The sequence below is a fragment of the Candidatus Sphingomonas phytovorans genome (assembly GCA_029202385.1).
In the GTDB taxonomy this organism is placed as follows: Bacteria; Pseudomonadota; Alphaproteobacteria; order Sphingomonadales; family Sphingomonadaceae; genus Sphingomonas; species Sphingomonas phytovorans.
Window position 1 is genome coordinate 395,183 of sequence record CP119314.1, and the last position, 25,948, is coordinate 421,130.

Genomic DNA, 25,948 nt, shown 5'->3' on the forward strand with positions numbered 1-25,948 from the left:
GGATATAGCCGTTGTTGCGGGCGCGCCGGAGTCCTAACTGGAGGGACGATGTCCACGCCCAATGCCCCCGATCGCTTCAACGAGGAGAAAGGCCACCTTCGCTCGTCCGCGGCAGCCGATGCGCCCGATCTGGAGGCGGGCGTCGCGGCGATCCGCAACGTGCTGCAGACCCTGCCCGCGCAAGCCCGGGCGTCTATCGCATGCAGGATGCGCGCGGCGACGTGCTCTATGTCGGCAAGGCGCGCGCGCTGAAGAACCGCGTCACCAACTATACCCAGGTCGAGCGGCTGCCGCGGCGGCTGCAGCGCATGGTCGCGCAGACCCGCTCGATGACCATCGTCACCACCAATAACGAGGCGGAGGCGCTGCTGCTCGAGGCGCAGCTGATCAAGCGCTATCGCCCCGCCTACAATGTGCTGCTGCGCGACGACAAATCGCTTCCCGTTCATCCTGCTGCGCGCCGATCATGATTTCCCGCGCATCCAGAAGCATCGCGGCGCGCGCCGCGCCAAGGGCAATTATTACGGCCCCTTCGCCAGCGCGGGCTCGGTCAACACCACGCTCAACGCGCTGCAGAAACTGTTCCTGCTGCGGAGTTGCACCGACAGCTTCTTCAAGACGCGCGACCGGCCCTGCCTGCTCTACCAGATCAAGCGCTGCTCGGCGCCCTGCGTCGGCCGCGTGTCGACAGCGGGCTATGGCGAGCTGGTCGCTGACGCGAAGGCTTCCTCGCCGGCAAGTCGACCACGTGCAGACCAAGCTCGGCAGGCCAGATGCCGGCAGGCGGCGGAGGCGATGGACTTCGAGCTGGCCGCGATGCTGCGCGACCGGCTGAAGGCGCTGACCTTCATCCAGGGCAGCCAGGCGATCAACGCCGAAGGGGTAGGGGACGCCGACATCTTCGCGCTGCGCCAACAAGAATGGCGTGATCGGCATCCAGGCCTTCTTCATCCGCGGCGGCCAGAACTGGGGCCACCGCAGCTTCTTCCCCGCCCACACCAGCGACGTGCCCGAGGACGAGGTGCTGCCGAGCTTCCTCACCCAATTCTATGAGGAGGTGCCGCCCGCCGCGCACCATCTGCGTCGATCGCGAGCTTGCCGGAGGCCGAACTGCTGGCAGGAGGCGTTCGCCGAGCGGGCCGGGGCGAAGGTCGCCATCTCCGTCCCCCAGCGCGGCACCCGCCGCCGCCTGCTCGATCAGGCGCAGCGCAATGCCGAGGAAGCGCTCGACCGCCGCCTCGCCGAAAGCACCACCCAGGCGAAGCTGCTGCGCGAGGTCGCCGACCTGTTCGAACTGGCCGAGCCGCCCGAGCGGATCGAGATCTACGACAACAGCCATATCCAGGGCACCAACGCCCTCGGCGCGATGGTCGTCGCCGGGCCGGAGGGATTCCGCAAGGGCCAGTATCGCAAGTTCAACATCAGGGACGCGAAGACCATCCCGGGCGACGATTTCGGCATGATGCGCGAGGTGTTCAGCCGCCGCTTCGCCCGCGCCCAGGCCGAGGACCCCGATCGCGATGGCGGCGAACTGGCCAGATCTGGTGCTGATCGACGGCGGTCGCGGCCAGCTCAACGCGGCGCAAGGCCGTGCTGGAGGAACTCGGGATCGAGGACTGTCTGCCTGGTCGGCGTCGCCAAGGGCCCGCATCACGGGCGCGACGGGCGCGAAGTGTTCCACCTGATGGACGGCCGCGAAGTCATGCTGCCGGTCAACGCGCCGGTGCTGTTCTACCTCCAGCGCCTGCGCGACGAAGTCCACCGCTTCGCCATCGGCGCCCACCGCGCAAAGCGCGCCAAGGCGATCGGCGCCAGCCCGCTTGACGAGGTCCCGGGCATCGGCCCGGCGCGGAAGAAGGCGCTGCTGATGCACTTCGGTACCGGGCGAGCGGTGCGTAATGCGAGCCTGGAGGACCTGCAGAAAGCGCCGGGGGTTTCGGCGACCGTGGCGCGGCAGGTCTATGATTTTTATCATGGGCGGTAGGGAGCGGTTTCGCGCTTATCCGGCGATTATCCAAAGATGCTGGATTGTGAGGCTGAATTTGGCCGCTAGCTGCGGCGCGGCTTTGCGTCCTGGTTTCAACCGTTGGAAGCGTTGCGCTGATGGCTCGAAAGCAGCGGTTCCTCTAAGCCGTCGCCCAAGAGATGTCCGCAATCTTGCGGCTTTTATCTGTTCCCCTATCGTGCCTTAGGAACCGGCTGGAGGTATCGGTGGACGCTAAGCCAGGAACGATCGCCCGCAGCTCGGCCTACCTTCGAACGAACGGCCGTCAAATTCTCGTCGAGGCCCTGGTCAATTTCGTTCTGCCGTTTGCGATCTACAACTATGCGGAAGCGCCTTTGGGTGAAGTGCGTGCGTTGCTCGCCTCATCTGTTCCGCCAATCTTGTGGAGCCTGGTAGAGTTCACGCGCCACCGGCGGGTCGATGCACTCTCCGTGCTGGTGGTAGGCGGTATCGCTTTGTCCCTGCTGGCTATGCTTGGCGGCGGCGGAGTTCGCTTCCTTCAATTGCGGGAGAAACTCGTCACGGGCGTGATCGGTTTGGCGTTCCTCGGCTCTGCGCTGATCGGCAAGCCGCTAATTTACGAATTGGCGCGCGCGAGTATGCGGCGCAAATCCGAAGATGAGGCGCTGCAATTTGAGGCGCTTCAGGTCCATGCCGGCTTTCGTCGGACGATGATGATCATGACGTTGGTATGGGGGCTGGGCTTGCTTGCCGACGTCGCAATATCGATTGCGCTGGTGTTCCTGCTGAGCATTCGGGCATATCTGATCGTCAATCCGATCATCGGCTATGGCACGATGGGGGCGCTCAGCCTTTGGACGTTCTTATACGGTCAGCGGGCAAAGCGCCGGGGTGAAGCGCGACGAGCAGCGGCCGCGCTCGCGGCTGACCCGATATCTCAGCCTTCGACGCTTTAACAACCTGGCCGCGTCGGCTACGCGCCCCGGTACTGCCGTTCAATGAACCAGCGGAGTTTCCCGAAAGAGGTCATCCCTTCAGCGGTAGTGAACGACCGCTGAGCGCGTCGCCAGCTACTCGACACCGAGCACGCTGGTTGCGCTGAGTGTCGGGGCCAGAATGGCGATATCGTAGCCTAAGGCCAGTTCACGCCATTCCGGCGGTGCGGACGCAAGGCCCTCGCTCCTGAGCGTTCGGAGATCCACCAGCATCCACGATCCTGGCGCGGCGCCAGCCGGCTGCGCGAGGGTGACATCCTTGCGCCAGTCCGGGTCTTCGCTTTTCATGTCGAAGGAGCGCACGGTGGCGGGCCGCCCGACGCCGGCATAGCTGGCCTCCGAACCCCTCGCCCCCAGCACCATGATGTGCAGAGCCGAGACGCCTTCGCCTTCGGCACGCTCGGCCACATAGGCGCCGAGGTCGCGCTGACTGAGCGGATTGATCGACTTGTAGGCATGTATGGCGCCGAACTTCATCAGGACCCTCGCGCCGGGATTTGCGGCGAGATGGGTGGCGAGCGTGCGCTTCATCAGCCGCGCGCGGCGTCCCTTGGGATCACCCTTGCGCGCCTGCCACGCCTGATAGATGGCGCGGCTCTCCTCCAGCAGGCCGAACAGATAGCGGACGCGTTCCCCGCCATCCCGCATGACCGCGGCGGCGGCCCGGTCAAGATCGTCCTGAGTGGCCGAGAGCAGGAAAAGGTCGCCGGGCGATCCCGATGCGAGCGCAGCGACAGTCGCTTTCCGATCCTTCTCCGCCAGATCGGCCAGGGCGGCACGGGCGAGGGGGCCTGGCCTGGAGGCCAGCATTTCCTGAAGCAGAGGGCCGCTGGATCCGAGGAACTCCTGGTCTAGTCCCCATAACCGGAAATCCGGCCCGGCGGCGGCGGCGCAATCGCCTGCCATCCGGACTTCATCCCGTCCGTTGAAGAAGGCGATACCGTTCGGATGCGCGCGCAAGAATTTGTCGATCCGGGCTTCGCGGTCTTCCGATCGCATGGCGGCATCGACAATGCGGGCGGCTTCCGGGCCGGTCTCGACTGCCATAGCGGTCAGGCCGGCGGGCGCCATCAGGCGGCAGATCTGGGTGGTGAACGCCGGGATCTCGCGGGTCATGTGGCTCTCGCCGATCAGGACATAGCGGCTTGCGGCGAGGGCCTCGGACAGGATGACCGCGCCTGCGCCTGAGAAGCCGTCCGGATTGACGTTCAAAGGCGCAATCACCCGGGCAAGGCGGGAAGGGAAGGGCACGGACGTCGCCTCCTGGGCGGCTGCGCCGGTCGCAAAAGCGCCGAGGCTGGCCAGAATGACGACCGACAGGCCCCGATGAATTTTCCGCAAGCGCCCCTCCGAACATGATTCGATGGGGCGTCGTCTAGCGAGGCCCGGCGGGATAGCCAATGAACCCCTATCTATACCCCGGACGGTATCGGCATGACCCGGTGGTGTTTCCGCCAGGCCAACCCGCTCCTTGAAGCGAGGGGCAATCCCGTCTCTTACTTAAATAGCGCATTGAAATTGCGACGGCAGTACATTTGACGGCAGTACATTTAATGCTTGGCCAATGCCATCGGCCCTCCTATCGGCGAATGCACTGTCGCCGTTATTCCCGGGGGCGAGCGGCTCGCCGATGGTCCTGTCCCAGAATACGAGCGTCTCGCGCTGGTTGGTGATCCCGATCGCGGCGATCCTGGGTAATCAATAGCGGTGACAGTGCACTTAATTAATCGGCGCAACGCCGCCGTTCGCTTGGACTAATGGATTGAATTCACTGTCGCCGTTATTCCCGTTATTCGACGATGTTCCCCGGGATCAGCGAACTTTGGAAATGAATAAAAGTAATCTAAGCGCGACCGCAGATGTGCGGCTAAATGGAGGGTATGTTGTCTATTCCACTGATCGTTCTGGCCGCAGCACTTCCCTCCCGGCCCATTTATCATCCCTTCCTGCCCGTCACCCCCGCGCCGATCACCATCACGCCGGAAAATGTCGACCTCGACGGAGCAGGGCGTCTGGAGTTCAAGCCTTATCCGACAGCCTTTCACGCCAATCCCCCTATAGGCGGCGACGGCATCACTATCGCGGTCCGGTTGTGGGTCGATCCAAATGGTCAGCCAGTGTCCTGCGATGTCGGGCAATCAAGCATGCCTGAGGTCGCGCAGACTGGCTGCTCGCAACTGTTGAAGACCGCGAAATTTCATCTGATTTCCGGTTTCGCTTTGCCGTTTCGGCGAGGATTCGTGGATGTCCAGTTCAGTTTTTTCAAAAGCCAGTCGAATGGGCGGAATGGCGAGGTCATGTACGCATTCTCACAGCCGGGTTATATCAACACCGAAATTCATTATCCTGCTGACGATACGCCTGCTGACCAGGTGCTCGCCGATGCCGATGGTCGTTTCACGTTTATTGGCGGCATCACCGACATGGATTTTCCATCTATCGCGATCCGATATGGTATGGAAAGCCGTAGCCTGTCTCTTCTGGGGATTGATCGTGAAGGCAAAGTTCGCAGTTGCCGTCCGGTCGGCACTTCGTCCGCTGCAAACACAGCTTTCCTGGACAATTATACCTGCCAAGTGCTTTTGAAGCGCGGCCATTTCGAGTTTAACCCTTCTGCGCTGAGCTACAGCGGACTGCATTATCGAACTCAAGTTTTGTCGTGGAAGATGCCGCAATAGGGCAGGCGTTGTTCGAGGGTTTCAGGGACACAATACTAAACTACCACCCCAACCCACCTCAAGTAATCACCCCACTCCGCCGGATCGGGTTCTCCCGCTCCAGCGCAATCCGCTTCGCAATCTCCCGGTTCAGGTCCGTCGGATGCTCCGCAAAGGCCCGCGGCGTCATCCCCGTGAAATGCTTGATCTCCCGCGTCACATGCGACTGGTCGTAGAATCCCTCTTCCAGCATCTCGTTGAGTTCGGGCATTCCAGTCACACTCCACTCAATTACCAAACGCATCGGCGCACGGGTGGATTCAGTGGAGTGTCACCGGAACTCCGGCGCACGGGTGGATTCAGTGGAGTGTCACCGGAACTCCAGCGAAATCTTCCCCATGAGGGCAGGCTCGACCAGGGCAGGGCGGAGCGGAAGCCCGGGCGCCGCGTTTAATCGCGGGCGCGCTGCTCCGTCACCTGGATCGCGGTCTCGACCATGCAATTGTCGACGAAGTCGTTGAGGAACACGAGCAAGTGATCGGGCGACAGTCGCTTGGCAGCGTGTTCGCGCAGCCAGGGATTGGTCGCGGCATCCATTACTGCCTTGGTCGCCAGCAGGGGCGAGGAGGCGTCGCTCGTCGTGACGACCGAGGCCGCGACGACCGCACCGATCTTGGTCGCCGTCGCCTGCATCTGCATCACGACATGGTTGGCATTCGCCGGCATGTCGCGCTTCATGCCTTCAAAGGCTTTGATGATGGGGGCCGGCCTCAACGTGGCATAGGCCCCGCTCCAGCTGTTGTAGAAGCCCGACCCGTTGTCGATCGGGTTCGTGAAGATCAGGCGGGTATTGTCGCGTATCAGCGCATCGTAGCTCCTGTCGAGATCGGTGGACATGCCGATGTCGATCCGCCAGGGCAGCTTGACCTTGGCGATCGCGGTAGTGAGCGCCTCCCGCGCGAAAAAGTCGTTGGGCCTCATCGCGTCGGCTGCGAAGCCCTGGGTGTTGGGGTTGACCACCACGATCTCGCCGGGATTGGCCTCGAGCCAGCGCAGCACGTCCACCAGGAAATCCACATAGGGATAGCCGGGGACAAGGCCGTGCTGGTGATAGAGCGTGTTCCCGAAGAAAGGGCGGATCGCGGGATGCATCCAGCCGGGACGAAAATCGAAATAGCGGGTACCGATGTCCAGCTGCGTGCGGATATCGTCCTTCTGCGTCATCGCGAGATTGGCGATGGCGCGCGGCCCGAGCAGGGCGGCGGCCACGCCCATATGCGCGCCGAGCGCGATGACGAACGCGGGGTTGTGCAGTATCTTCCGTACCGCGCGCATGTCGAACATGCCGGCATCATGGGAACCGGGCAGCGCGAATCGGGCGAAGGGCCCGCGCGCGACGTGCGGATTGCGCTTCGCGAGATCGCCCATCCAGCGCCGCTGATCGCGCGTCGCATAGACGTAAAGCTGATGTTGGTTGGTCATCCCCGAGACCTTGCCCGATCCCGCGTCGTAGAGGCCCCAGCAGACGGTCGGATTACCGATCCGCGGCGGCGTCTTGAACATGGTGTGCATCGTGCCGGTCTTGAGGTTGCCGTCGAGCGAGCTGATGTTCTGCCACTGCCTGATCATCTCCTTGCCGCGATCGGTCGTGACCCATTCCAGCCTGCCGGTGTAGTTGACCGGATCCGGAATGTTGCCCGACTGGACCTGGAAGTTGTTGCGCTTGAAATTGGCCTCGGGGCCGTGTGAGCGCGGAATCTTCGGCACGCCGAGGTCGGTGCGGAGATCTTCCGAATCCGAATAAAGATAATAATCGATTCCCTTCGCGACCATGATCTTTTCCTTTCGCCGATAAAGATCGTTTCGCACACGAAACCTGAATCTGGAAGTCGATTAAACAGTTATCGAAGAATTATTCTAGAAAGCGAAACAACCATCGTGACTACGGCCGGGTTGACGACCATTTTGGTTAGTTCGAGCCGTTCATTGGCCGTAACTCGAGGCGATCTGAAGTTCCGTTGTGCATGCCGGTAGGGTGTTCCGGGGGCGCAATACTAAACCATCAGCAGCACCACTTACCTCACGTAATCGCACCACTGCGCCTGATCGGATTTTCCCGCTCCAACGCAATCCGCTTCGCAATCTTCCGGTTCAGCCCCGTGGGATGCTCGGCAAAGGCACGCAGCGTCATCCCCGTGAAATGCTTGATTTCCCACGTCACATGCGACTCGTCGTAGAAACCCTCTTCCAGCATCTCGTTGAGCTCGGGGTCGCGATGCATCATCGCCACCGCCGCGCGCAGCGCCCGGTATTTGCGGGCCAGCACCTTGGGCGGCGACCCGAAATAGCGTTTGCAGTTGCGCTGCACCTGCCGCAGCGACAGGCCGGTCAGCGCAATCAGGTCGTTGATGTCGGGCGCGACGGCACAGCCTGGTCAATCACCGTCCTGGCTCAAGAACACCACAGTTCCATTTTGCGCAGCTGCGGTTTTGCGCACGCACCCGGCGGCAGGGGAAGCGGCCGGCCGGGGCGCCACAGGCCGAGCCGTTGCTGGATGGCGGGCATCTCGGAATCGATCACGCGCAGCGGGTTGCCATCCTCGTACCGCGTCGCGCTACGATAGCGCAGCACAGGACGATATGTGGCGGCCGACCCCGCGCGGTTGACCGTGATCCAGTATCCAAACGGGGCATTCCCGGTCGGTTCGGCCGAAATGATCGCGCCGCGCAGTGGCCCGCTGGCCATGTAGCGGATTTCCTGGTTGTTATTGTGCCCGGTGAGGTGCCGATAGGCGTCGATGAAGCGATCACTGGCGCGATCATATTTCAGTACGCGCGTAACGTTGAGGCTGTCGCCGTCACCGCTGGGGAGGCTGGCGATCTGCAGGAGCACGAACGGTCGCCCGCCTTCCCACGGGTACACAACCTCCATCTTGTTGAGATAGTGCGGGTCAGAATACAGATTCACCTCGCCATTGATCGACAATGCATGCCGGAAGTCGGGGCGGCATGTCTTGCCGTCGTCCTTGGTCAGGCACAGCTTGATCTCGCCTGGCAGCATGTCGCGCGGATCGCTTATCTCGATGTTTACGTCGCGGCCTTGTGTGGCGACGAAACGCCAGGGCGTCCGCGTCGCGAATGATTTCGCCAGGTTGATCGAGGCGATAACCTTGTCGGGCGTCGGCGTGTCGGCGGCAGCGGCACTGGCGGCCAGAGTGATGGCGACGGCGAAGGTGGGGAGGGCGTAGCGAACAGGCATCGTCACCCCAGGGTGATGTTGGCCGCTCCCTCATAGCCGGACTTGAGGCAGGTCGCGAGAGGATCGACATATTGCCGGAAAGAAAACGACTGCTTTCAGGATCGGCATACTCACCGCCATATGACCGCCATTGGGGGCAAAGCCGCACGACAGCCAGCGGCCAGCACCGGCCATTCTGGGGATGCGTACCGCGGGTCAGCCGCCGACAGGCTTTCCGTTCGCCCGGGCAAGAGCGCTGGTCACCGCCACGCTCCACTTCGGCTCATCGCACCCCGCGCCCGAACCACCCGCTCTGCACAGGGCCGTCCCGGTTCCGTTCATCTGCGGGAAAGCTTTACCTGAACACCCAGGGCCCATGGGGCGGGGGCTGTGTTTAGAGGAGGTAGCCTCAATGCGTATCATTTCGAAAAAGCCGGATGTTCGCGTCCTGGTCGCCATGCTGGCCGTGTCCGCATCGGGCGGCGCGTTCGCGCAGGAGCAGGGCGCGCCTAATCCCGATGTCATCGTGCAAGGGCCCGCCCCGGTGGCGATGACCGAAGGGCCCGAGGTCAAGGGTATCATCGCCGCGCGCCATGGCGACACGATGAAGGTCAGGACCGCCGACGGCACGATCACGACCATCGCCGTCAACGATGCGACCCGGATCAGGGCCGGCGGCGGGCTGTTCGGCGGCAACCAGAAGCTCGCCGCGGATTCGCTGCTCAACGGGCTGCCGGTCACCGTCAGGACGCTGCAGGCGCAGGATGGTCAACCGGGCGGTGAGCTGGTGGCGAGTCAGATCAGCCTGCGCAGGAATGATCTGAAGACTGCGACCATGATCCGCAACGGAACCGACCAGCGCTTCGATGAGCAGACTGCTGCGACCGAGGCGCTGCGCGGCCGCATGGGCGATATCGACAAGTATAATATCAAGGGCACGACGAACGTTCACTTCGATGTCGGCCGGTCGGATCTCTCGGCTCAGGACAAGGCCCAGCTCTGCTCCACCGCAAGCTCCGCCGAGCACACCGAAAACGCCCTGATGCTGGTGGTCGGTTATACCGATTCGACCGGCGGGGACGATCTCAACCAGGAACTGAGCGAGAAGCGCGCCAATCGGGTCATCAACTATCTGCAACAGGCGTGTGGCTGGAAACCCTATCGCATGCTGACCCCGACGGGCATGGCCAAGGCGGACCCGCTGGCAAGCAACGACACGCCGCAAGGCAAGGCGCAGAATCGCCGCGTCGCGGTGAATATCCTGGTCAGCAAGAGCGTCGACGGCTTGTGAGGTGAGGGGGCGGGCTTGCCCGCCCCCTAACGGTTGAAACGGGACGGCGCGTCCCGCACGGCCTCGCTCTTCTTCCTCCCGCCGCGTCACCGTCCGCCGCTTTGCGTGATCGCGTCCGTCCCCTTCCTATCCGGCACCGGTTCCAGCCCGGCCGTTCCACGCGCTGTCGCCTGGGCGGTTCCGGCACTTGTACGGCATCTGCCGGTCGCGCCGCTGCCGGGCTTCGGCTTGCCCGGCCATGTCGATCCATCGGCCCTGCGCGATTCCGTTGCCCTTCGGCACACCCTCCACAGGCTCTTGAAATCGATTTCTTGCAGTGGGGCGGATTCGCTCTAAACATCATCCGGGGTCCGGAACGGATCGGGAGGAGAGGACGTCATGGGGGTACGGGCACGCGCGACGATCGCATTGATCCTGACCTATGCGGTGCTCGGTCTGCTGATGAACAGCGTCGGCGTCGTGATCCTGCAATCGATCCGCCATTACGCCATCACCAAGACTCACGCCTCCTCGCTTGAGGCTTGCAAGGATCTCTCGGTGGTCGCCGCTTCCTTCCTGCTGGCGACGCGCCTGCCGGCCTTCGGGTTCCGCCGCGCGCTGATCGCGGTGATGCTGATCGTCGGCGCCGGTGCGCTGCTGATGTCGGTCGCCAACGCCTTCTGGGCGACTCAGCTTTTCTTCGTGCTGACCGGCGTCTGCTTCGGCAGCGGGAAGGTGGCGACCTATGCGTCGATCGGCCTGTTGCGGCCCGATCGTGCCGGGCATGCGAGCCTCACCGGCCTGGTCGAGGGTGTGTTCATGGTCGGTGTGCTGATCGGGGTCTGGATGTTCTCCTGGTTCATCGGGGCGGATTCGACCGGGACTGACTGGCTGCGCGTCTATTGGGTCATCGCCGCGATTTGCGCCCTCACCGCGGGGCTATGGGCGATCACCCCGCTCGACGAGAGCAGGGCCGCGCCGGAAAGCGTCGCGGCACAGGCTCCGGGCTGGCGTCAGATGCTGCGGCTTCTCCTGCTGCCCACCGCGATCGCCTTCCTCGTCTCGATCTTCCTCTATGTCCTGATCGAACAGAGCATCGGCACCTGGCTGCCCACCTTCAACAACGAGATCCTTCACCTCCCGCCCGAGATGAGCGTCCAGGCGTCGAGCATCTTCGTCGCATCGCTGGCGATCGGGCGGCTCGGCGCCAGCGCGCTGCTGCGGCGGGTCGCGTGGCTTCCGCTGATGCTCGGCTGCATCCTCTGCATCGCCGGGCTGGTGTTGGTCACCCTGCCGACGACTCAGGGCCTCACCTTGCGCCCCGATGTCGGCTGGTTCGACGCGCCGGTCGCCGCCTATGTCTTCCCGCTGATCGGTGTCTTCATGGCGCCGATCTATCCGACGCTCTGCTCGGTGATGCTCACCTCGCTCCCGCAGGAACGGCATGCGGCGATGGTCGGGCTGATGGTGATCTTCTCGGCGCTGGGCGGCACGATCGGGTCGTTCCTCACCGGCATGATCTTCCAGCATCTGTCGGGCCAGAACGCCTTCTACATGACCTTGCTGCCGCTAGCCCTGATCGCGCTGGCGCTGGTCCGGTTCAACCGGATGATCGATCGCGGAGAAGGCGCGGCGAAAGCTTTTACGATCTAGGCATGTGGCCCACCGTTCTACGGGACCAAATCCGATCCTCGGCGTGCGACGGTAGCCATTGGTTTCACGCGAAGGCGCGAAGACACGAAGAGATAGTGTCCGGAGGCCTCTCACCGAGCACTGCCCTCCGTCGATACCGGTGGTGCGCTTGTCCAGGTGCCTCTTTGCGTCTTCGCGCCTTCGCGTGAAACTGCTCTTCTTCCCGCTATTGGCAACGCCCGAATGTCGCCTGGCTGATAGGGCACGCACAAAAAATCACGCGGGACGATGTGTCCCGCGTGATCGATGGTGCAGCAATGGTGGTTGGTGTCAGAAGCCGTAGCCGACCGAGAACCTGAAGGACCGGCCCAGGATCGGGCGCGCCAGGATCACGCCGGCGCCCTGCGATCCGATGATGCGCGGATTGCCCTCGGTAAGGCCGATCTGGTTGGTCAGATTGTCGGCGGTCACCTGAAGCTTCAGATGGTCGGCGATGCCCACGGAGATGCCGGCATCCAGCTTGTAGAAATGGGGCAGGAGCTGCTGGTTCTCGGGGTCGGAGAAGCGGTCGCCGATATAGCTGAGCGTGGAGAAGATCGCGACCTTGGCGCTGCCGAAGTCATATTCGTACGACGGCGTCAGGCGCCATTGCCATTTCGGCTGGCGCTGCACCTGCAGGCCGCTCACGTCGATCGAGGTGAAGAAGTCGCGATATTTGGCGTCGAGATAGGTTGCGCTCGCCGCCAGGCTCAGGCCGGTGACCGGCCGGACTTCGCCCTCGAACTCGACGCCCGTCGTCCGCGCGCCGCCGACCGAGACGACCGGCACGCCGTTGATGATCCTGCTGACGCCCAGGCCCTTGAAATCATTGTGGAACAGGGTCGCATAGGCGCTGACCAGCCCGGTGGAGACCTTCAGGCCGCCTTCATAGCTGTCGATCCTCGGCGCGATCCGGTTCCCATCGCGCAGATTGTCGAAGAAGGGGAAGCTGTTGCCCCGGCTGTAGCGGACGAACACGCCGATCTTCCTGGAGAAATCATAATTCGCACCGGCCGTGTAGGAGAATTTGGAGCCGCCATAATTCAGGTTGGAGAAGGTGCCGTTCAGCACCGCGGTATTGTTGTTGTACAGCGTCGCCGGATTATTGTCGGTGTCCACGCCGAAGGTATTGTTCTCCAGCCGGCCGGTCACCTCGTGGCGCTGCCAGCGGATGCCGCCGTCGAGGCGCAGCTGCGGCGTGATCTGCAGTTCGTCGACCACATAGCCGGCATAGTCCTTGCCGTCATAATGGGCGTTGACGTTGAAGGTCGAACCCTGGACGAATCCGGCCCGCGTCGCCTGGCGTCCGTCGCCGAGCGTCAGGTTGAGGCGGCGCCCATGCTCCTCCGCCGTCAGCAACTGCCCATTGCCCAGGTTCCAGCGATCGTTCGACGAATAGGCAGCGAAATAGCCGCCGACGGTGAGGGTGTTGATCCCGCTCTTGAACTCGAGCGACAGGTCGTTGACGAAGGATTCGATATCCTTGCGCACCTCCCAGATGCCGGCCTGGATCACCTGCGTGCTGCCGGGCACCGCGCCGCCGCCGTTGACATAGGTCAGCGATCCGATCGTGGCGGCCGGCCCGCCCGGGACCGAATAGCTCGCGGCAAAGGCGGCGGCGCTCATCGGCGCGCCGCTCGGGACCAGCCCGACCGTGTCGGCGCTGCCCTTCATGTAGCTGGCGCGCTCGCGAATCTTCAGCCCTTCGGCCAGCCGGTAATCGAAGTTCAGGCCGCCATTGAAGATCCTGGCGCCGCGCCCGTCGGCCAGGTCGACGGTGCGGCCGGTGTTGATCGTCGAATAGCGCGTCTCCTTTCCGGCCAGCGCGCCGGTCTGCGCGTCGAAACCGGGAAAGTCGCTGATCTTCGTGCCGTTCTGAGTCACCGGGATCGGCAGCAGCCACTGGCCATGGTCGTTGAGATAGCGGCCATAGACGAGCAGCGATCCCTCGCCGAAATCATGGCGGATATTGGCGGTGATCTGCCCGCCCTTCTCGGCGCGGAACTGCGGGTCGCGGATGCCGTTCGACTGGGCGTAATAGCCGCCGATCATCGCGGTGGTATGCTCGCCGATCGGGCCTGAGACCCAGGCGTCGCCGCGCACTTCGCCGAAATCGGTGGCGCTGATCTTGGCCGATCCCTTCAGCGTGCTGCCGCCCTCGCGCTGCACGAAATTCACCGTCAGCCCGGGCTGGCCCGAGGAGAACAGCGCGCCCGTGCCGCCGCGCACCGCCTCGACCCGGGCGATCGTGTCGTCGATGCGGAACAGCTGGGTGTTCTCGAGGAAAGACAAAGTGGGCGGCGGGAAGATCGGGACGCCGGAGGATTGGAGCGTCACGAATTCCGCGTCGCCGCCCGAGGGGAAGCCGCGTACGAAGATGTTGGCGCCGTTCTGGCCGCCCGAGCTTTCGGCGCTGACGCCGGGGACCGCGTGGAGCAGGTCGGCGGTGCTCGATGGCGCGAGCCGGGTGATCGCGTCGGCATTGATCGAGGTCACCGCGAACGAGGCGTCCTGCCGGCGCGTGCCCGCGCCCGCGGTGCCGACCACGATGATGTCGTTGCCGATATCGGTCGTGTCGGCTGCTGCCTGAGGATCCGGGGCCTGGGGATCTGCCGGGGCGGCGGTCTGCGCATGGGCCGGCGCGCCGCAGGCGATCGCCAGCGCCAAGGGTGCCACGCCACGCAACAGGACATGATGGATACGAAGTGCCATTTCATCTTCCCCTTCCGGGCGCATCTGGTGGCGCCTTGTTCCGGGCTTGTAACGGATCATGAAATGCATTTCAAGAATGATCTGACGTTATCGCCGGCCCGGCTTGCCCCCACCGAGTTGCCTGCCCTAGGGTGATGCCATGGCCAATGGAGCGAAGCGGAAGAATGACGGCGGGCAGGGCGCCGGTGCCGCGTTGACGATGAGCGACATCGCGCGCCTCGCGAACGTTTCCAAGCCGACCGTGTCGCGCGTGCTGAACGGCAGCCCGCTGGTCACCGCCGAGACCCGCGATCGCGTGCTCGAGGTGGCCCGTGCCAACGGCTATGCGGTCAACCGCAACGCGCAGAAACTGCGTCAGTCGCGGGCCAACACGGTCACCGTCGTGCTCGATTTCGGCTCGCACCGCGCCGGCTCGATCGCCGATCCGTTCATCTTCGAGCTTCTCGCCGGCGTGTCGGAGGCCTTGTCGATCCGCGACCAGGATCTGCTGCTGTCGCCCCCCGGGCTGAGCGACGCCCGGTCCTTCCAGGACTTGTACCGCGCCCGCGCGACGGACGGCTTCATCGTCCTCGGCCAGGGCACGCGCCACGCGCTGCTGACAACGCTCGCCAGGGGTGGCCTGCCGCTGGTGGTGTGGGGCGCGGTCGATCCGGGCGGCCCCTATTGCGCGGTCGGCAGCGACAATCTCACCGGCGGGCGGCTGGCCGGCGAGCGTTTCCTGTCGCGCGGCGCGAAGCGCTGGCTCTTCGTCGGCAATATCGAGCATGCCGAGATCGATCTTCGCTTCCAGGGCCTCCGCCAGGCCGCCAGGGACAGCGGCCAGGATATCAGGATCGACCGGCTGCCGATCGAATCCATGGCCTATTCGCACACCTTCCAGGGCGCCCAGAACTATATCCGCGACCATGAGGCGCCCGACGCCGTCTTCGCCTTTTCCGATACCGCGGCGATGGCGGTGATCGGTGCGTTCCGCGCCGCCGGCCACCGCACGCCGGAGGATTATGCGCTGGTCGGCTACAACAATATCCCGCCCGCCGCGCATTTCACCCCGGCGATCACCACGATCGAGCAGGAGACGGGGATCGCGGGCGCCATCCTGGTCGAAAAGCTGATGCAGATGATCGACGGCACGCGGCCGAAATCGGTGATGCTGCCCACCCGCCTGATCGAGCGCGAGACCTAGAAGCGGCGCTGCCGGCGCGATTCAGCCCGGGTGGAGGGGAGGGCGGTGACACGCGGCGCTGCCCCTCGGGATGTTTTTCCCCACGATTCCCCGATCCGGAAACCCATTGATGAAATCGATATCATCGCGCATAGGAAGCGCGAACAACGTCGATTTCGGACAAGAACGGGCAGAGGACAGGCATGGATTCGAAGGTGGAGCGGCCGGCTGGGGAGAGCGGTTCGCCTGTTCAGGTCGGCGACGGAGGCTGGGTGCTGACCAGCTTCGGGTCGAACCCCGATCACGAATCATGGGCCGAAACGATCTTCGCCCTGGCCAATGGCGCGATTGGGGTGCGCGGCTCGATCGACGAGTGTGGCGGCGGCGACGGATCGACCTTTCTCGCGGCCGCCTATGAGGTCAGCCCGATCGCCTATCACGAGCGGTTCCGCGGCTTTGCCGAGACCACCGATACCCGGGTTCCCGTCGCCGAGGCGATGCTGGTGCGTATCGCGATCGACGGTGCCCTTGTCGATTTTGCGCGCGCCACGGCCGAGCGGACCTGCCGCCGGATCGATCTCCGCTCCGGCGTGCTGACCCGGGAGACCCGCTGGCTGCTGGCCGACGGCCGGCGGCTGGACGTGGCGGCCGAACGGATTGTCCCGCTTGACGGCACCACCGGCTATGCCCGGCGGATCCGCGCCGCGCCGGTCGATTTCACCGCGCTGGTCACGCTCGCCCCCCATGTCGCGCCCGCGCCCCAGGCGGCCGGCCAGGCCGACGATCCGCGCCTCGGCGTGAATCTCCACGCGCACGGCTTCATGCCCTTTGGCGAGCAGGCGCCCGACCTCGTCGTCGAGAAGCTTCGCGGCAGCGGCATCGTGGTCGGCGCTGCGCAGGTCACGCGCGACGCGGGCAATGCCGACGGCGCAGCCCTGGTCGACATCTTCACCGGCTACGCGGTCCAGCCCGATGCAGACGACGCCGGGGCGATCGCGACCGCCGCACGCGCCACCGCCGCCGCTCTGGCGGCGATCGGCTTCGATTCGCTCGTCGCCCGGCAACATGCGCTGCTCGATGCCTTCTGGCGCAACGCAGTGATCGAGATCGACGGCGACGACGCGGCCATGGCGGCGCTGCGCCTCAATCTCTTCCACCTCTTCCAGTCGGCCGGCCGCGACGGCCACAGCAGCGCCGCCGCCAAGGGCCTGACCGGCCAGGGCTATGAGGGTCATTATTTCTGGGATACCGAGGCATTCATGCTCCCGGTGCTGGCGGTGACCGCGCCGGAGATCGCGCGCGCGATGCTCGCCTATCGCTACCAGACGCTCGACGCGGCGATCGCCAATGCCCGCGCGCTCAACCATGATCGCGGCGCGCTCTATGCGTGGCGCACCATCGCCGGGCGCGAATGCTCGGCGCATTATCCGAGCGGGTCGGCCGAATATCACATCAACGCCGCGGTCGCCTATGCGATCGGCTGCTACGACAAGGCGACCGGCGACACTGGTTTCCTGGTGGAAATGGGCGCCGAGATGCTGGTCCAGACCGCGCGCCTGTGGATCGATCTCGGTACGCACGAGGCGCGGACCGGCGAATTCTGCATCCGCGGCGTCACCGGCCCCGACGAATACACCGCCCTGATCGACAATAACTGGTACACCAACCGCATGGCCCAGGCGCATCTCCGCCTCGCGGTGGAGGTGGTCGCCCGGGTCGCTGAAGCCGCGCCGGAAAGCTGGTCGGCAACGGCCACGCGTATCGGTTTCGATTCCGCCGAGACGATCGCCTGGACCAGAGCCGCCGATGCGATGCGCCTGCCTTATGACGAAGATCTTCAAATCGACGCACAGGACGACAGCTTCCTGAAGAAACCGCGCTGGGATCTTGCCGGCACCCCGGCCGACAAATTCCCGCTCCTGCTCCATTATCACCCGATGACGCTGTACCGGCATCAGGTCGCCAAGCAGGCGGATCTCGTGCTCGGCCTCGTCCTCGGCGGCGACGGCATCGATGTGGAGCGCAAGCGGCGCGCCTATGATCATTATGATTCGGTCACGGCGCATGATTCGACCCTTTCGGCCTGCAGCTTCAGCGTGCTGGCCAGCGAGGTCGGCCGCTCGGTTGATGCCTGGCGGCATTTCCGCAGCACCAGCTTCGTCGATATCGAGGACCTGCACCGCAATACCGATCACGGCGTCCACATGGCCGCGATGGCGGGAAGCTGGATGGCCTATGTCTGGGGTTTCGGCGGCTTCCGCCTGCGCGGCCCACTGCCAAGCTTCGCCCCCGTGCTGCCGGAGGCATGGCGCGGCTACGGCTTCGGCATGCTGTGGCGCGGCAGCAGGCTCCGCGTCGATGTCGATGCGGCGGGCGTGACCTATCGCAACCTCGACGGCCCGCCGCTCGCCTTCGCGCACCGCGACGCCCCGCTCGTCCTCGCGCCCGGCGAATCCCGGCATTTCGCCGCATGAGCGTCTTTCCCCGCCCGCTCGGCGCGATCCTGTTCGATCTGGACGGCGTGCTGACCGACACGGCCGAGGCCCATTATCGCGCGTGGAAGGCACTGGCCGACAGCATCGGCGTGCCGTTCGATCACGCGGCGAACGAACGGCTGAAGGGCGTCGACCGGATGGGCTCGCTCGATCTCATCATCGGCGACCGGCCCGGCTTCGATGCCGCCCGCCGCGCTGAACTCGCCGCCCTGAAGAACGGCTGGTATCTTGAGGAGATCGCCCATTTCACGCCGGAGGAGCTGTTCCCGGGCGCACGCGCCGTCCTGGAGGAAGCGCGGGCGGCCGGGCTGAAGCTCGCCCTTGCCTCGGCCAGCCGCAACGCGCCGCTGCTGCTCGATCGTCTGGGGATCGCCGGCTTCTTCGATGCCGTGGCTGATCCGGCGAAGGTGGCCGCGGGCAAGCCCGCACCCGACATCTTCCTCGCGGCCGCCGCCGCGACCGGCACCGCTCCGGCGCTGTGCCTCGGTGTCGAGGACGCGGCTGCCGGAGTCGCGGCGATCCGGGCGGCGGGCATGGCATCGCTCGGCATCGGATCGCCGGCGATCCTGCCGGCCGATCGGGTGATCCCGACGATCGGTGACTTTCGGCTGGGCGATTATCTCGCCGGCTGAGGCGCCTCATTGCTGCCGTTTTCGGTGAAAATCTTTCAAACCCCGATTGTCGCCTGCGAGCCGCCTTGGCGTCGCGTCGGATAGATTGCGGCGACGGCTGAAATGGGCCGACAGTCGACAGGCGGCATTCGATAAAACTATCCGGCGAACGGCGTGGGAATTAGTCAGCGGCTAGTCCAGAACGAAAATTAGTTCTATTTCTTGGCTGGATGGTTTGTGACGCGTTCGAGCACGTTGACGAGGCATGGGCAAGGATCGACTTCGGCAAACGCATGTTGCACATACTATTTCCTAGAGTCGACGATATAAGTGTCGGTGCTAGGCGCGCGCGTCGAAGGGGGTGGAAATTGATTATATCTAGGACGATATTTGTTGCAGTTTTATCGATATGCTTCGCAACCGCTGCATCTGCGCAAACAGTGCCGGGCGTCATCAACCTTGCAGATCCACCGTACAATGTAACCTGCAACTACAGTGCCGACATATCAAGTGCCGTCAACGCGGCGATTTCTGCTGTAAATAGTTCAGGATACGCGCGCGCAACACTGCTACTGCCTGGCGGCCTCTGTCTTGTCACTGCGGGGATCAATATCAATGCCGGAACTTTCACCCTTAAGGGTGCCGGTAAGGATGTCACCACCCTCGTTCACAGTGGTACGACCGGCAATACGATTACGGTGCAGGGATCGGCCTTCGATATAATTCTTCAAGACTTCTCCATCGCACAGCAAATGGGCGACACGCCGACGGCAGGCTACGGGGTGGAGGAGACCCAGGCGACTAACGTTAGTCTGCGCAATATGCGCATCCAGGGGGTGTATGTGGGCGCCGCGGCCGTCAACACCGGTGTCTCGGGCGTCATGACGATTGAGAGCGTCGATTTCGGGAACACCGTCCTCGATGCTGTCTACGCTAACGGCGTCTCGCAGCTTTTCATGTCTGAGGTTACATCCTACCAGAGCGCCCAGCAGACCAACGGGGGCGCGTGCATCCACCTGAACGCCGCCGCTGCATATATTCAAAACACTACCTGTGGTCAGAGCACCTATGGGCTCCTAATCAACCCGACGTTTGGCAACAGCGTCGTCGATGTATTTGCCACAAACCTAGAGCTAGATCTTTCGCAGCAGGATGGGGTAAAGATCGACGGCACGAACGGCAGTGTCTACAATATTAAGCTGACGAATGTGCGCTCCGGCTTCAGTTCGGGCAACGGGTTCAATTTCATCGGCACGGGCGTTTCTCACGTCAGCCTGATCGGCTGTTCGGCGGAAAGTAGCACCCTGGTTGGTATCAACGTCCAGTATTTAGCTGATAGCGTAATTTCAGGTTGCCTCGTCGAGGGTAATTCATACACCGTAAGAGGCGGTTTCAACGGTATCAATTTGATCAACGGGTCCGGCCTCGTCGTCGCCAACAACAGATCGGGGCCTTATCCCGGTAAGACCAACAACCAAGGCTACGGCCTGGCCATCCAGAACACCTTCACAGGTGGCCCGTTGACCGTAAGTCACAATATTCTGACGGAGAACGTTATCGGACCAATTTTCTACGGAAATCCGGCGAACAAGGCTATATTGGTTGAGGAGAACTCAACCGAGTTGGGCTTGACTGCGCGGGTGATGTGGCCGGCTCTCGGCACGTCACCATGGAGCTACACCGCTGGTCCGACGCCAACCACACTGATTCTTGTCAATTACGTTTGCAGCGCGCTCCAGATCAATGGAACTGGAAACAACATCTTCCCCCTGAGCAACTCAGGCTCGCTGGCGATCCCATTGCTGGCCTATCAGTCGCTCACGGGGACCTGCACGACCATGCCGTCCAACGTGACAGCGATCATCCAGTAGGGCAGCCAGAGGCTGCTCATGACCACCACGACTGGAACTAGGGTGACCGGTGACAGTTTACTAAACAATGTGTCTGCAGGCACGGGGTGGAGGTAATTGGTAAACTGTCGCTGTTATCCTGGATCGTCGGCGATCTTGCTGGCCGATTGCGTGATCCCGACGATCGCCGATTTCCGGGTGGGCGATTATCTGGCGGGCTGAGATCCTGCTCCGGTATTGGTAGGGCTTTCGCGAGGGCAGGTGGCACAGGTTCGACATGAAGACCCGGATCGGGATTCGGAGGAATGATCCGATCAAATGGCGGGTTATGACGGCAGGTGCCGGTCAGCGTGCCGTTGCCGGAGGTGATACGGAGCCGTTGGGTAAGCTGCCGCTATCGCTGTAATTGATCCGTGCACCGTGTTCGGCGAAGGCCGTTGTGGCACGCCACCGGAGCAGGTAGGGCGACTGAATGAAGTCCGCTCCCTGTACCATCTGACCGCTTCCCGCGCTTGAGAGCGTGAGGAACAGCGAGGCACGCCACCCCTGGCCGCGCCTGTAGATGTTGCATGGCTATAACAGCCGCCGGCGCACTGCGCCGGTTTGTCATCGGACAGATTTCATGACCAATTATTTCGAAAGCCCCTTCAAGGGGATCACGCTCGACAAGCAAGTCACGCACCCCAACATCCAGGTGGGACGGTTCAGCTATTATTCGGGCTATTATCACGGCCACAGCTTCGATGATTGTGCCCGTTTCCTCCTGCCCGATGAGGGAGCAGACAAGCTGATCATCGGCAGCTTCTGCTCCATTGGGTCGGGCGCCGCCTTCATCATGGCGGGGAATCAGGGGCACCGAAACGACTGGATCAGCACTTTCCCCTTTTTCTGGATGCCGGAGGTGGCTGCATTCGAAGGCGCGCTGAACGGCTACCGACCCGCGGGCGACACCGTTATCGGCAACGACGTCTGGATCGGTTCGGAAGCGATCGTGATGCCGGGGATCACCGTCGGGGATGGCGCTGTCATCGGAACGCGATCAGTGGTCACGCGCGACGTAGCGCCCTACACGATCGTTGGCGGCAATCCGGCGAAGGCGATCCGACAACGGTTCGACGCTGACACGGTCGCGCACCTTCTCGAACTGCGCTGGTGGGATTGGCCGGACGGCCCATTGCGCGAAGCCATGCCGATCCTCTGCAGCGGCGACATCAAGCGCCTCCACCAATTGCGGCCTCGACAGCAATAGGCTCAGCGGATGGGATGGAACGCTGCACGGCTTCCATCCCTTTATACTACCGGCCGTTGTTGGGCCGGTGGGGGATTGGCAGCTTCCAGATGATGGAAACAGGGAAGCTACCATTCCGGACTGGGCGGCGTGCCCGACCGCTTCCGACAGAAGCGCCCGTTTGAACCGCGCTGAGCGAACGAGCCGCCTCACGCCCTAGTAGCCTTCGGCAGCTCGATGGGGCCAGGGAATTGGCGGGAATGGTCGATGACGCGACGAGCGCCACGCTGATCGTCTGACGCGTCAGGCCGCTGAGATGTCAGCGGCGGACCTCCCCGATGAAAGTCCGCTTTTCGTTCGTGGCGCGAGCGAGGCCAAGCTCCCGGGCGTTGAGCCCGCAAATTGCGTTAGGTGCTGCTGACGAGCATGGCGACGGACTTGTCGATGCTGCGCTTCAAGGCCTCCGTCCCCTGACGGGCCTTCATCGTCGGCGGGAGATCGCGGAGGTGGGCGCTGACAGACGCGAGGAAGAACGCCATCCTGACTTTGTAGGCTCCGTGCATTTCAGATGCGCGGGTCGCGAAGAAGGCGTTGGCATAGGATAGGGCTCTAAGCACGTCCCCGCGATTGCGATCTTTGGTGACCATGGAGGCGCAGCTCTCCAGGGCCCGGTCCAAACCCTCGAATTCGTGCGTGCCGAACTGTTCCCGCTCGTCGGCGCCCAGCCGAAAGAGGACCTCCAGAGCTTTAGTGTCGATATGGTAGGGTTCAAATTCTGAGTTAACGCGCTCGTAGGCTGCGTTGATAAGGGTCCATGCCGCCCGGAACTGCCCTCGCGCGGAATTGGCAATGGCCACCTGGAGCCAAAACAGCGGCTCCGATTCCACCAGTCGGTTGTGGCGTAGCCTTTCATAGCCAGCGAGTATCGCGTCGATCGCGCTGGGATCGGCTCCGCAAAGTCGATAAAGGGCACCGAAGTTGAGACACTTCGCGAACACGGCGTCGAACCTGGTCTTGTCACTCCGGATCGGCGCGATCGCGGCGATGATTTGCTCAACCACGCGCATGAGTTCGTCGGGTTCGCAGAAATTCGAGAGGACGAATTCTGAGAATAGGCCGGACTCGACGCTTTCGGATAGGTCGTTCCGGCTCTTAAATTCGCCCCAAAGCTCCTGATATTTCGCAAGTTCCGGCTGCGGATCGTAAGAGAGGACGCGAAACGCAATGAAATCGCTCTGCGCGCTCTCTCCAATACTTCGGAAGATCATGAGAACGATGAGGGCATTGTAGGCTCGGTGATTGGCTTTGATCGCGCTCACCAGCGCCTCGACACGATCGGTGAGAATCTTGCTGTTTCTAAACTTGTCGAGAATAATCTCTCGAATCTCCAATAGGCGCCCGAATGTCGCGTCAGTGTTCTGAGAGACGACGCCGGCTCGGCGGGACCAATCCTGAAACTTGTTAAACTCCGGCTTGGTTATTTTGTTGAGATCGAGCGTGGCTAAGCGATCTCCAAAAACGCGACCGATCTCATACATCCTGTAGTCGAGCGTCCCCGTTCGGATCGTCAACACAAACAAAGTGTTGGCCAATTCCCTTCGAAGTGCCGGTACAACCTCACGGGCGACTGTGTAGTCATCGATCACAATCACAGATTTTTGCATCTTGTCGATAAATCGCGCCTCGTCCAATATACTTAGCGCCTCGTTTCTTAATATGAAGCAGTTCCATCCCTCCGACTGAAGCTTGGAGCACAGTGTCTCCAAAAACATCGTCTTGCCGTTCCCGAGGTAGGAATGGGCAAGGACTGAGTTTCCTGAACGGAGAACATCCTCCGCTTCGTAGATCAGCTTGCTTCGGAAGATAAGATACTGGCCGTCACCACTGTCTCTATAGAATCGGTTTCTGTTGAATTTGCCGAAAGCAAGAAGATTCTGAACTTCGCCATAGGTAGTAGGCGAATACGCCTGCTTGTCACGCACAGGGTTAAAGAGATCGAAGGCAAGAAGCCGATTGGGATCGACAGTCGCGCTGCCGCGCCCCATAGCGCCCTTGATGAAGCTAGAGAGTCCCTCGGTCCCGCTCCAAGATACCTTACCGTATTGGCCAAGGACCTCATTTTGGATCTCGTCATGCTCTCCTCCAACAAAGAAAAAGGTCTTGTCGGATATATCGGTCGTTTTCGTTATAATATCCCGAATGTGATCGTCGTATCCAAGGGAGTATCCGACAAAAACGACATTTCGACATTGGGCGAGATTGCGGTTGAACTCTGTCAACCACTCTGGGCGCTCACTATGCAGATTTGCATATGATTTCAACGCATAGATTATCTCCGTATGCGCATTTGATTTCGTAACGCGTCCGATATAGCCGTGCAGGTGAATGATGGACGTGGGCTTGATCTTGTTTGGCAGCGGGTCGGTGAACGAGTAGATGTCCGGCGATCCGTTCGGGCCCGACAGAATTTGCTCGATGCAATTGTCAAAGTTGGTGGTGAATATCCGATACCATGGATGATTAACGACCCCGATCTGCTGGTCATCGACTACGTCGACGGTGAGATTTTCAGATAGGAACTGATCTACGTCGAATTCAGGCCTTCTGTTCGCGATCTCGGCCAGGGTCTTGCCGTCGTACTTGCCGGGTTGCAGGCCGAGCGCCTCCGCAAGGCGGCCGTCGAGTTGGCTTCCGAGCGGCAGGCGCTTGCCGTTAATCGCCGTTGCGAGGCTCGAGAAGCCAGACCCGACGAAAAGGACCGTTTCTTCGAACCGAAAATCGTCCGGCAGCGAAAGCTGAAGTGAATTGGTTTCCGACATCCCAGGCCTTTTTCAAGCGATTGCGCTTTTCTTATGGCCATTGCCGCATGGGCGCTAGCGCGATTCCGGCAGTCAACGGTCACCCTGACGGCCACGGTGATCAGGAGGGACTGCACCGTCTTGCAGCGGACGAATTAAGTCGCTCGCTGAACAAAGAAGCGCGTTTCGTGTAGCGGTCCGCTCGCGCCGAAAGCCGACCTTCGCCGTCAGCCTTGTGAAGGACAGCTTCGTCCCAAAGTCGGTCGTTCGAGATCATGTTTCGGTCGGCGAACGCCAGCTGTTAAGACCACGCGAAATCAGGTCGAACGGCGACAAAGGCACGCAAAGCCGAACAGCAGGCATCAAGGCGCTGTCCCGATGCTCTGCTACCTGCTGAAAATGGGGCGGCACGGCCCTTCGCGCCGACCCGGAATCGAAACGGGTGCGCCGAAGCCCGATCACTCAACGAATCACTCCTCCTCCTCCGCCCGCCGTATAACCGTCCGCCCGATATTCGGATCGTACACGATCTCGTCCGACCATTTCATGTCCGGCGCCTTGCCCCAGCCGGGCCGGTCCACGAACTTGCGCGTCGGCAGTTCCAGCGTGTTGTACAGCACCTGCTGGTCGCGCTTCTGCTGGGACTCGGCTTGCTCGACCATCTCGATCCATTTGCGCTGCGCGATCCTGCTGCCCTTCAGCGCGCGCTCCATCATCGCGCGGAACACCGCCCGGTTGGCGGCGATCTCCACTTCCTCCTCGCCGTCCCGCACGGTGATCGTCCGATACGCTTCCTCCAGGATCATCATGCGCGTCGGCTGGTCCGATCCGATCAGGCGATCGCCCGGCTTGCCCGTGCCGCCGCGCAGCTTCGGTCTGCCTCGGGGATTGCCCGATCGCCCTTTGGCGAAGCGCCGGCCCACCGGTGGCTTGCCTTTCCCGACCTCATAGGCGGCCGGCTCGGCGCCGGTGGCCTCCGTCACATCCCCATCCGCCGCCTTCTCCGTCCCGTCGCTCGATTCAACCCGCCGTTCAGCCATGTCACGCACTCGCTATGGATTATCCCGTCCCTTCAAGACCCGATTCCGGCGAACAGTTGAATCAAGCGGGGGCGATTCCGGCGCTGATTTGCCGCGCGCAGCGGAACATTTCGCCGGATATCGACCCGGTTTTCCGCTGTTATGGCGTAACAGGGAAAGCGGGCATCTTGTCCTTGAAATCACGGGCTTATTCCGCGGCGGAAATCCAACATAACAGCGGAAGAAAAAACAAAGTCGGAAAATCCGCCGGCACGCG

General features: G+C 62.6%; 17 protein-coding genes and 1 pseudogene. 10 read left to right on the forward strand and 8 right to left on the reverse strand.

The window, feature by feature from the left end; translation table 11 throughout:
* The first annotated feature begins 48 nt into the window (after positions 1 to 48).
* Both uvrC and P0Y59_01875 read left to right on the forward strand, forming a co-directional pair.
* Positions 49 to 1,984: pseudogene (gene uvrC / locus P0Y59_01870) on the forward strand (excinuclease ABC subunit UvrC).
* A 227-nt stretch (positions 1,985 to 2,211) separates the two neighbouring features.
* On the forward strand, positions 2,212 to 2,922 hold the full coding sequence (locus tag P0Y59_01875; protein ID WEK00466.1) for a hypothetical protein: 711 nt from the start codon (positions 2,212 to 2,214) through the stop codon (positions 2,920 to 2,922).
* A 114-nt stretch (positions 2,923 to 3,036) separates the two neighbouring features.
* Here P0Y59_01875 and P0Y59_01880 read toward each other — a convergent pair whose 3' ends face one another.
* Positions 3,037 to 4,302 (reverse strand): hypothetical protein, encoded by a 1,266-nt coding sequence (locus P0Y59_01880; GenBank protein WEK00467.1) that lies wholly within the window; start codon positions 4,300 to 4,302, stop codon positions 3,037 to 3,039.
* A 539-nt stretch (positions 4,303 to 4,841) separates the two neighbouring features.
* Between P0Y59_01880 and P0Y59_01885 the strand changes: the two genes are divergently transcribed.
* Positions 4,842 to 5,639, forward strand: coding sequence for a hypothetical protein (locus P0Y59_01885; GenBank protein WEK00468.1), 798 nt, complete (start codon positions 4,842 to 4,844; stop codon positions 5,637 to 5,639).
* Positions 5,640 to 5,697: 58 nt separating this feature from the next.
* Here P0Y59_01885 and P0Y59_01890 read toward each other — a convergent pair whose 3' ends face one another.
* From P0Y59_01890 to P0Y59_01905, 4 genes are all read right to left on the reverse strand, one after another.
* Positions 5,698 to 5,889: a hypothetical protein gene (locus P0Y59_01890; protein ID WEK00469.1), complete on the reverse strand. Its 192-nt coding sequence runs from the start codon at positions 5,887 to 5,889 to the stop codon at positions 5,698 to 5,700.
* Between the two features lie 179 nt (positions 5,890 to 6,068).
* The gene (locus tag P0Y59_01895; protein ID WEK00470.1) at positions 6,069 to 7,451 is read right to left on the reverse strand and encodes a hypothetical protein; all 1,383 of its coding nucleotides are present in this window, start codon (positions 7,449 to 7,451) and stop codon (positions 6,069 to 6,071) included.
* A gap of 247 nt (positions 7,452 to 7,698) precedes the next feature.
* Positions 7,699 to 8,010 carry a helix-turn-helix domain-containing protein gene (locus P0Y59_01900; protein WEK02470.1) on the reverse strand — a complete coding sequence of 104 codons (312 nt, stop codon included), beginning with the start codon at positions 8,008 to 8,010 and terminating at the stop codon, positions 7,699 to 7,701.
* Between the two features lie 59 nt (positions 8,011 to 8,069).
* Positions 8,070 to 8,882, reverse strand: coding sequence for a hypothetical protein (locus P0Y59_01905; GenBank protein ID WEK00471.1), 813 nt, complete (start codon positions 8,880 to 8,882; stop codon positions 8,070 to 8,072).
* Positions 8,883 to 9,267: 385 nt separating this feature from the next.
* Between P0Y59_01905 and P0Y59_01910 the strand changes: the two genes are divergently transcribed.
* Both P0Y59_01910 and P0Y59_01915 read left to right on the forward strand, forming a co-directional pair.
* Positions 9,268 to 10,146 (forward strand): OmpA family protein, encoded by an 879-nt coding sequence (locus P0Y59_01910; protein ID WEK00472.1) that lies wholly within the window; start codon positions 9,268 to 9,270, stop codon positions 10,144 to 10,146.
* Between the two features lie 378 nt (positions 10,147 to 10,524).
* Positions 10,525 to 11,778: an MFS transporter gene (locus tag P0Y59_01915; GenBank protein ID WEK00473.1), complete on the forward strand. Its 1,254-nt coding sequence runs from the start codon at positions 10,525 to 10,527 to the stop codon at positions 11,776 to 11,778.
* A gap of 309 nt (positions 11,779 to 12,087) precedes the next feature.
* On the opposite strand, the gene P0Y59_01920 is transcribed toward P0Y59_01915, so the two are convergent.
* Complete coding sequence (locus P0Y59_01920) at positions 12,088 to 14,508, reverse strand: TonB-dependent receptor (GenBank protein ID WEK00474.1); 2,421 nt, start codon at positions 14,506 to 14,508, stop codon at positions 12,088 to 12,090.
* Positions 14,509 to 14,647: 139 nt separating this feature from the next.
* Between P0Y59_01920 and P0Y59_01925 the strand changes: the two genes are divergently transcribed.
* From P0Y59_01925 to catB, 5 genes are all read left to right on the forward strand, one after another.
* Complete coding sequence (locus tag P0Y59_01925; GenBank protein ID WEK00475.1) at positions 14,648 to 15,691, forward strand: LacI family DNA-binding transcriptional regulator; 1,044 nt, start codon at positions 14,648 to 14,650, stop codon at positions 15,689 to 15,691.
* 182 nt (positions 15,692 to 15,873) lie between these two features.
* Positions 15,874 to 18,144 (forward strand): glycosyl hydrolase family 65 protein, encoded by a 2,271-nt coding sequence (locus P0Y59_01930; GenBank protein ID WEK00476.1) that lies wholly within the window; start codon positions 15,874 to 15,876, stop codon positions 18,142 to 18,144.
* Positions 18,141 to 18,797: a beta-phosphoglucomutase gene (pgmB, locus tag P0Y59_01935; GenBank protein WEK00477.1), complete on the forward strand. Its 657-nt coding sequence runs from the start codon at positions 18,141 to 18,143 to the stop codon at positions 18,795 to 18,797. The genes P0Y59_01930 and pgmB overlap by 4 nt, the downstream gene beginning before the upstream one ends.
* Before the next feature lie 419 nt (positions 18,798 to 19,216).
* The gene (locus P0Y59_01940) at positions 19,217 to 20,647 is read left to right on the forward strand and encodes a right-handed parallel beta-helix repeat-containing protein (GenBank protein ID WEK00478.1); all 1,431 of its coding nucleotides are present in this window, start codon (positions 19,217 to 19,219) and stop codon (positions 20,645 to 20,647) included.
* Positions 20,648 to 21,248: 601 nt separating this feature from the next.
* Positions 21,249 to 21,875 carry a type B chloramphenicol O-acetyltransferase gene (gene catB, locus P0Y59_01945; GenBank protein ID WEK00479.1) on the forward strand — a complete coding sequence of 209 codons (627 nt, stop codon included), beginning with the start codon at positions 21,249 to 21,251 and terminating at the stop codon, positions 21,873 to 21,875.
* Positions 21,876 to 22,261: 386 nt separating this feature from the next.
* Here the strand turns inward: catB and P0Y59_01950 are convergent, their stop codons facing one another.
* Together P0Y59_01950 and P0Y59_01955 are read right to left on the reverse strand one after the other, a co-directional pair.
* Positions 22,262 to 24,673, reverse strand: a complete 2,412-nt coding sequence (locus P0Y59_01950) for an SIR2 family protein (GenBank protein WEK00480.1) — start codon at positions 24,671 to 24,673, stop codon at positions 22,262 to 22,264.
* Between the two features lie 449 nt (positions 24,674 to 25,122).
* Positions 25,123 to 25,692: a DUF5681 domain-containing protein gene (locus tag P0Y59_01955; protein WEK00481.1), complete on the reverse strand. Its 570-nt coding sequence runs from the start codon at positions 25,690 to 25,692 to the stop codon at positions 25,123 to 25,125.
* Positions 25,693 to 25,948: the final 256 nt, after the last annotated feature.

Bases quoted from the DNA above. Each gene is read 5' to 3' on its own strand.
- P0Y59_01885 (WEK00468.1), top strand. From the start codon at position 4,842: ATGTTGTCTATTCCACTGATCGTTCTGGCCGCAGCACTTCCCTCCCGG.
- P0Y59_01890 (WEK00469.1), bottom strand. From the start codon at position 5,889: ATGCCCGAACTCAACGAGATGCTGGAAGAGGGATTCTACGACCAGTCG.
- P0Y59_01895 (WEK00470.1), bottom strand. From the start codon at position 7,451: ATGGTCGCGAAGGGAATCGATTATTATCTTTATTCGGATTCGGAAGAT.
- P0Y59_01910 (WEK00472.1), top strand. From the start codon at position 9,268: ATGCGTATCATTTCGAAAAAGCCGGATGTTCGCGTCCTGGTCGCCATG.
- P0Y59_01915 (WEK00473.1), top strand. From the start codon at position 10,525: ATGGGGGTACGGGCACGCGCGACGATCGCATTGATCCTGACCTATGCG.
- P0Y59_01920 (WEK00474.1), bottom strand. From the start codon at position 14,508: ATGGCACTTCGTATCCATCATGTCCTGTTGCGTGGCGTGGCACCCTTG.
- P0Y59_01925 (WEK00475.1), top strand. From the start codon at position 14,648: ATGGCCAATGGAGCGAAGCGGAAGAATGACGGCGGGCAGGGCGCCGGT.
- P0Y59_01930 (WEK00476.1), top strand. From the start codon at position 15,874: ATGGATTCGAAGGTGGAGCGGCCGGCTGGGGAGAGCGGTTCGCCTGTT.
- pgmB (WEK00477.1), top strand. From the start codon at position 18,141: ATGAGCGTCTTTCCCCGCCCGCTCGGCGCGATCCTGTTCGATCTGGAC.
- catB (WEK00479.1), top strand. From the start codon at position 21,249: ATGACCAATTATTTCGAAAGCCCCTTCAAGGGGATCACGCTCGACAAG.
- P0Y59_01950 (WEK00480.1), bottom strand. From the start codon at position 24,673: ATGTCGGAAACCAATTCACTTCAGCTTTCGCTGCCGGACGATTTTCGG.
- P0Y59_01955 (WEK00481.1), bottom strand. From the start codon at position 25,692: ATGGCTGAACGGCGGGTTGAATCGAGCGACGGGACGGAGAAGGCGGCG.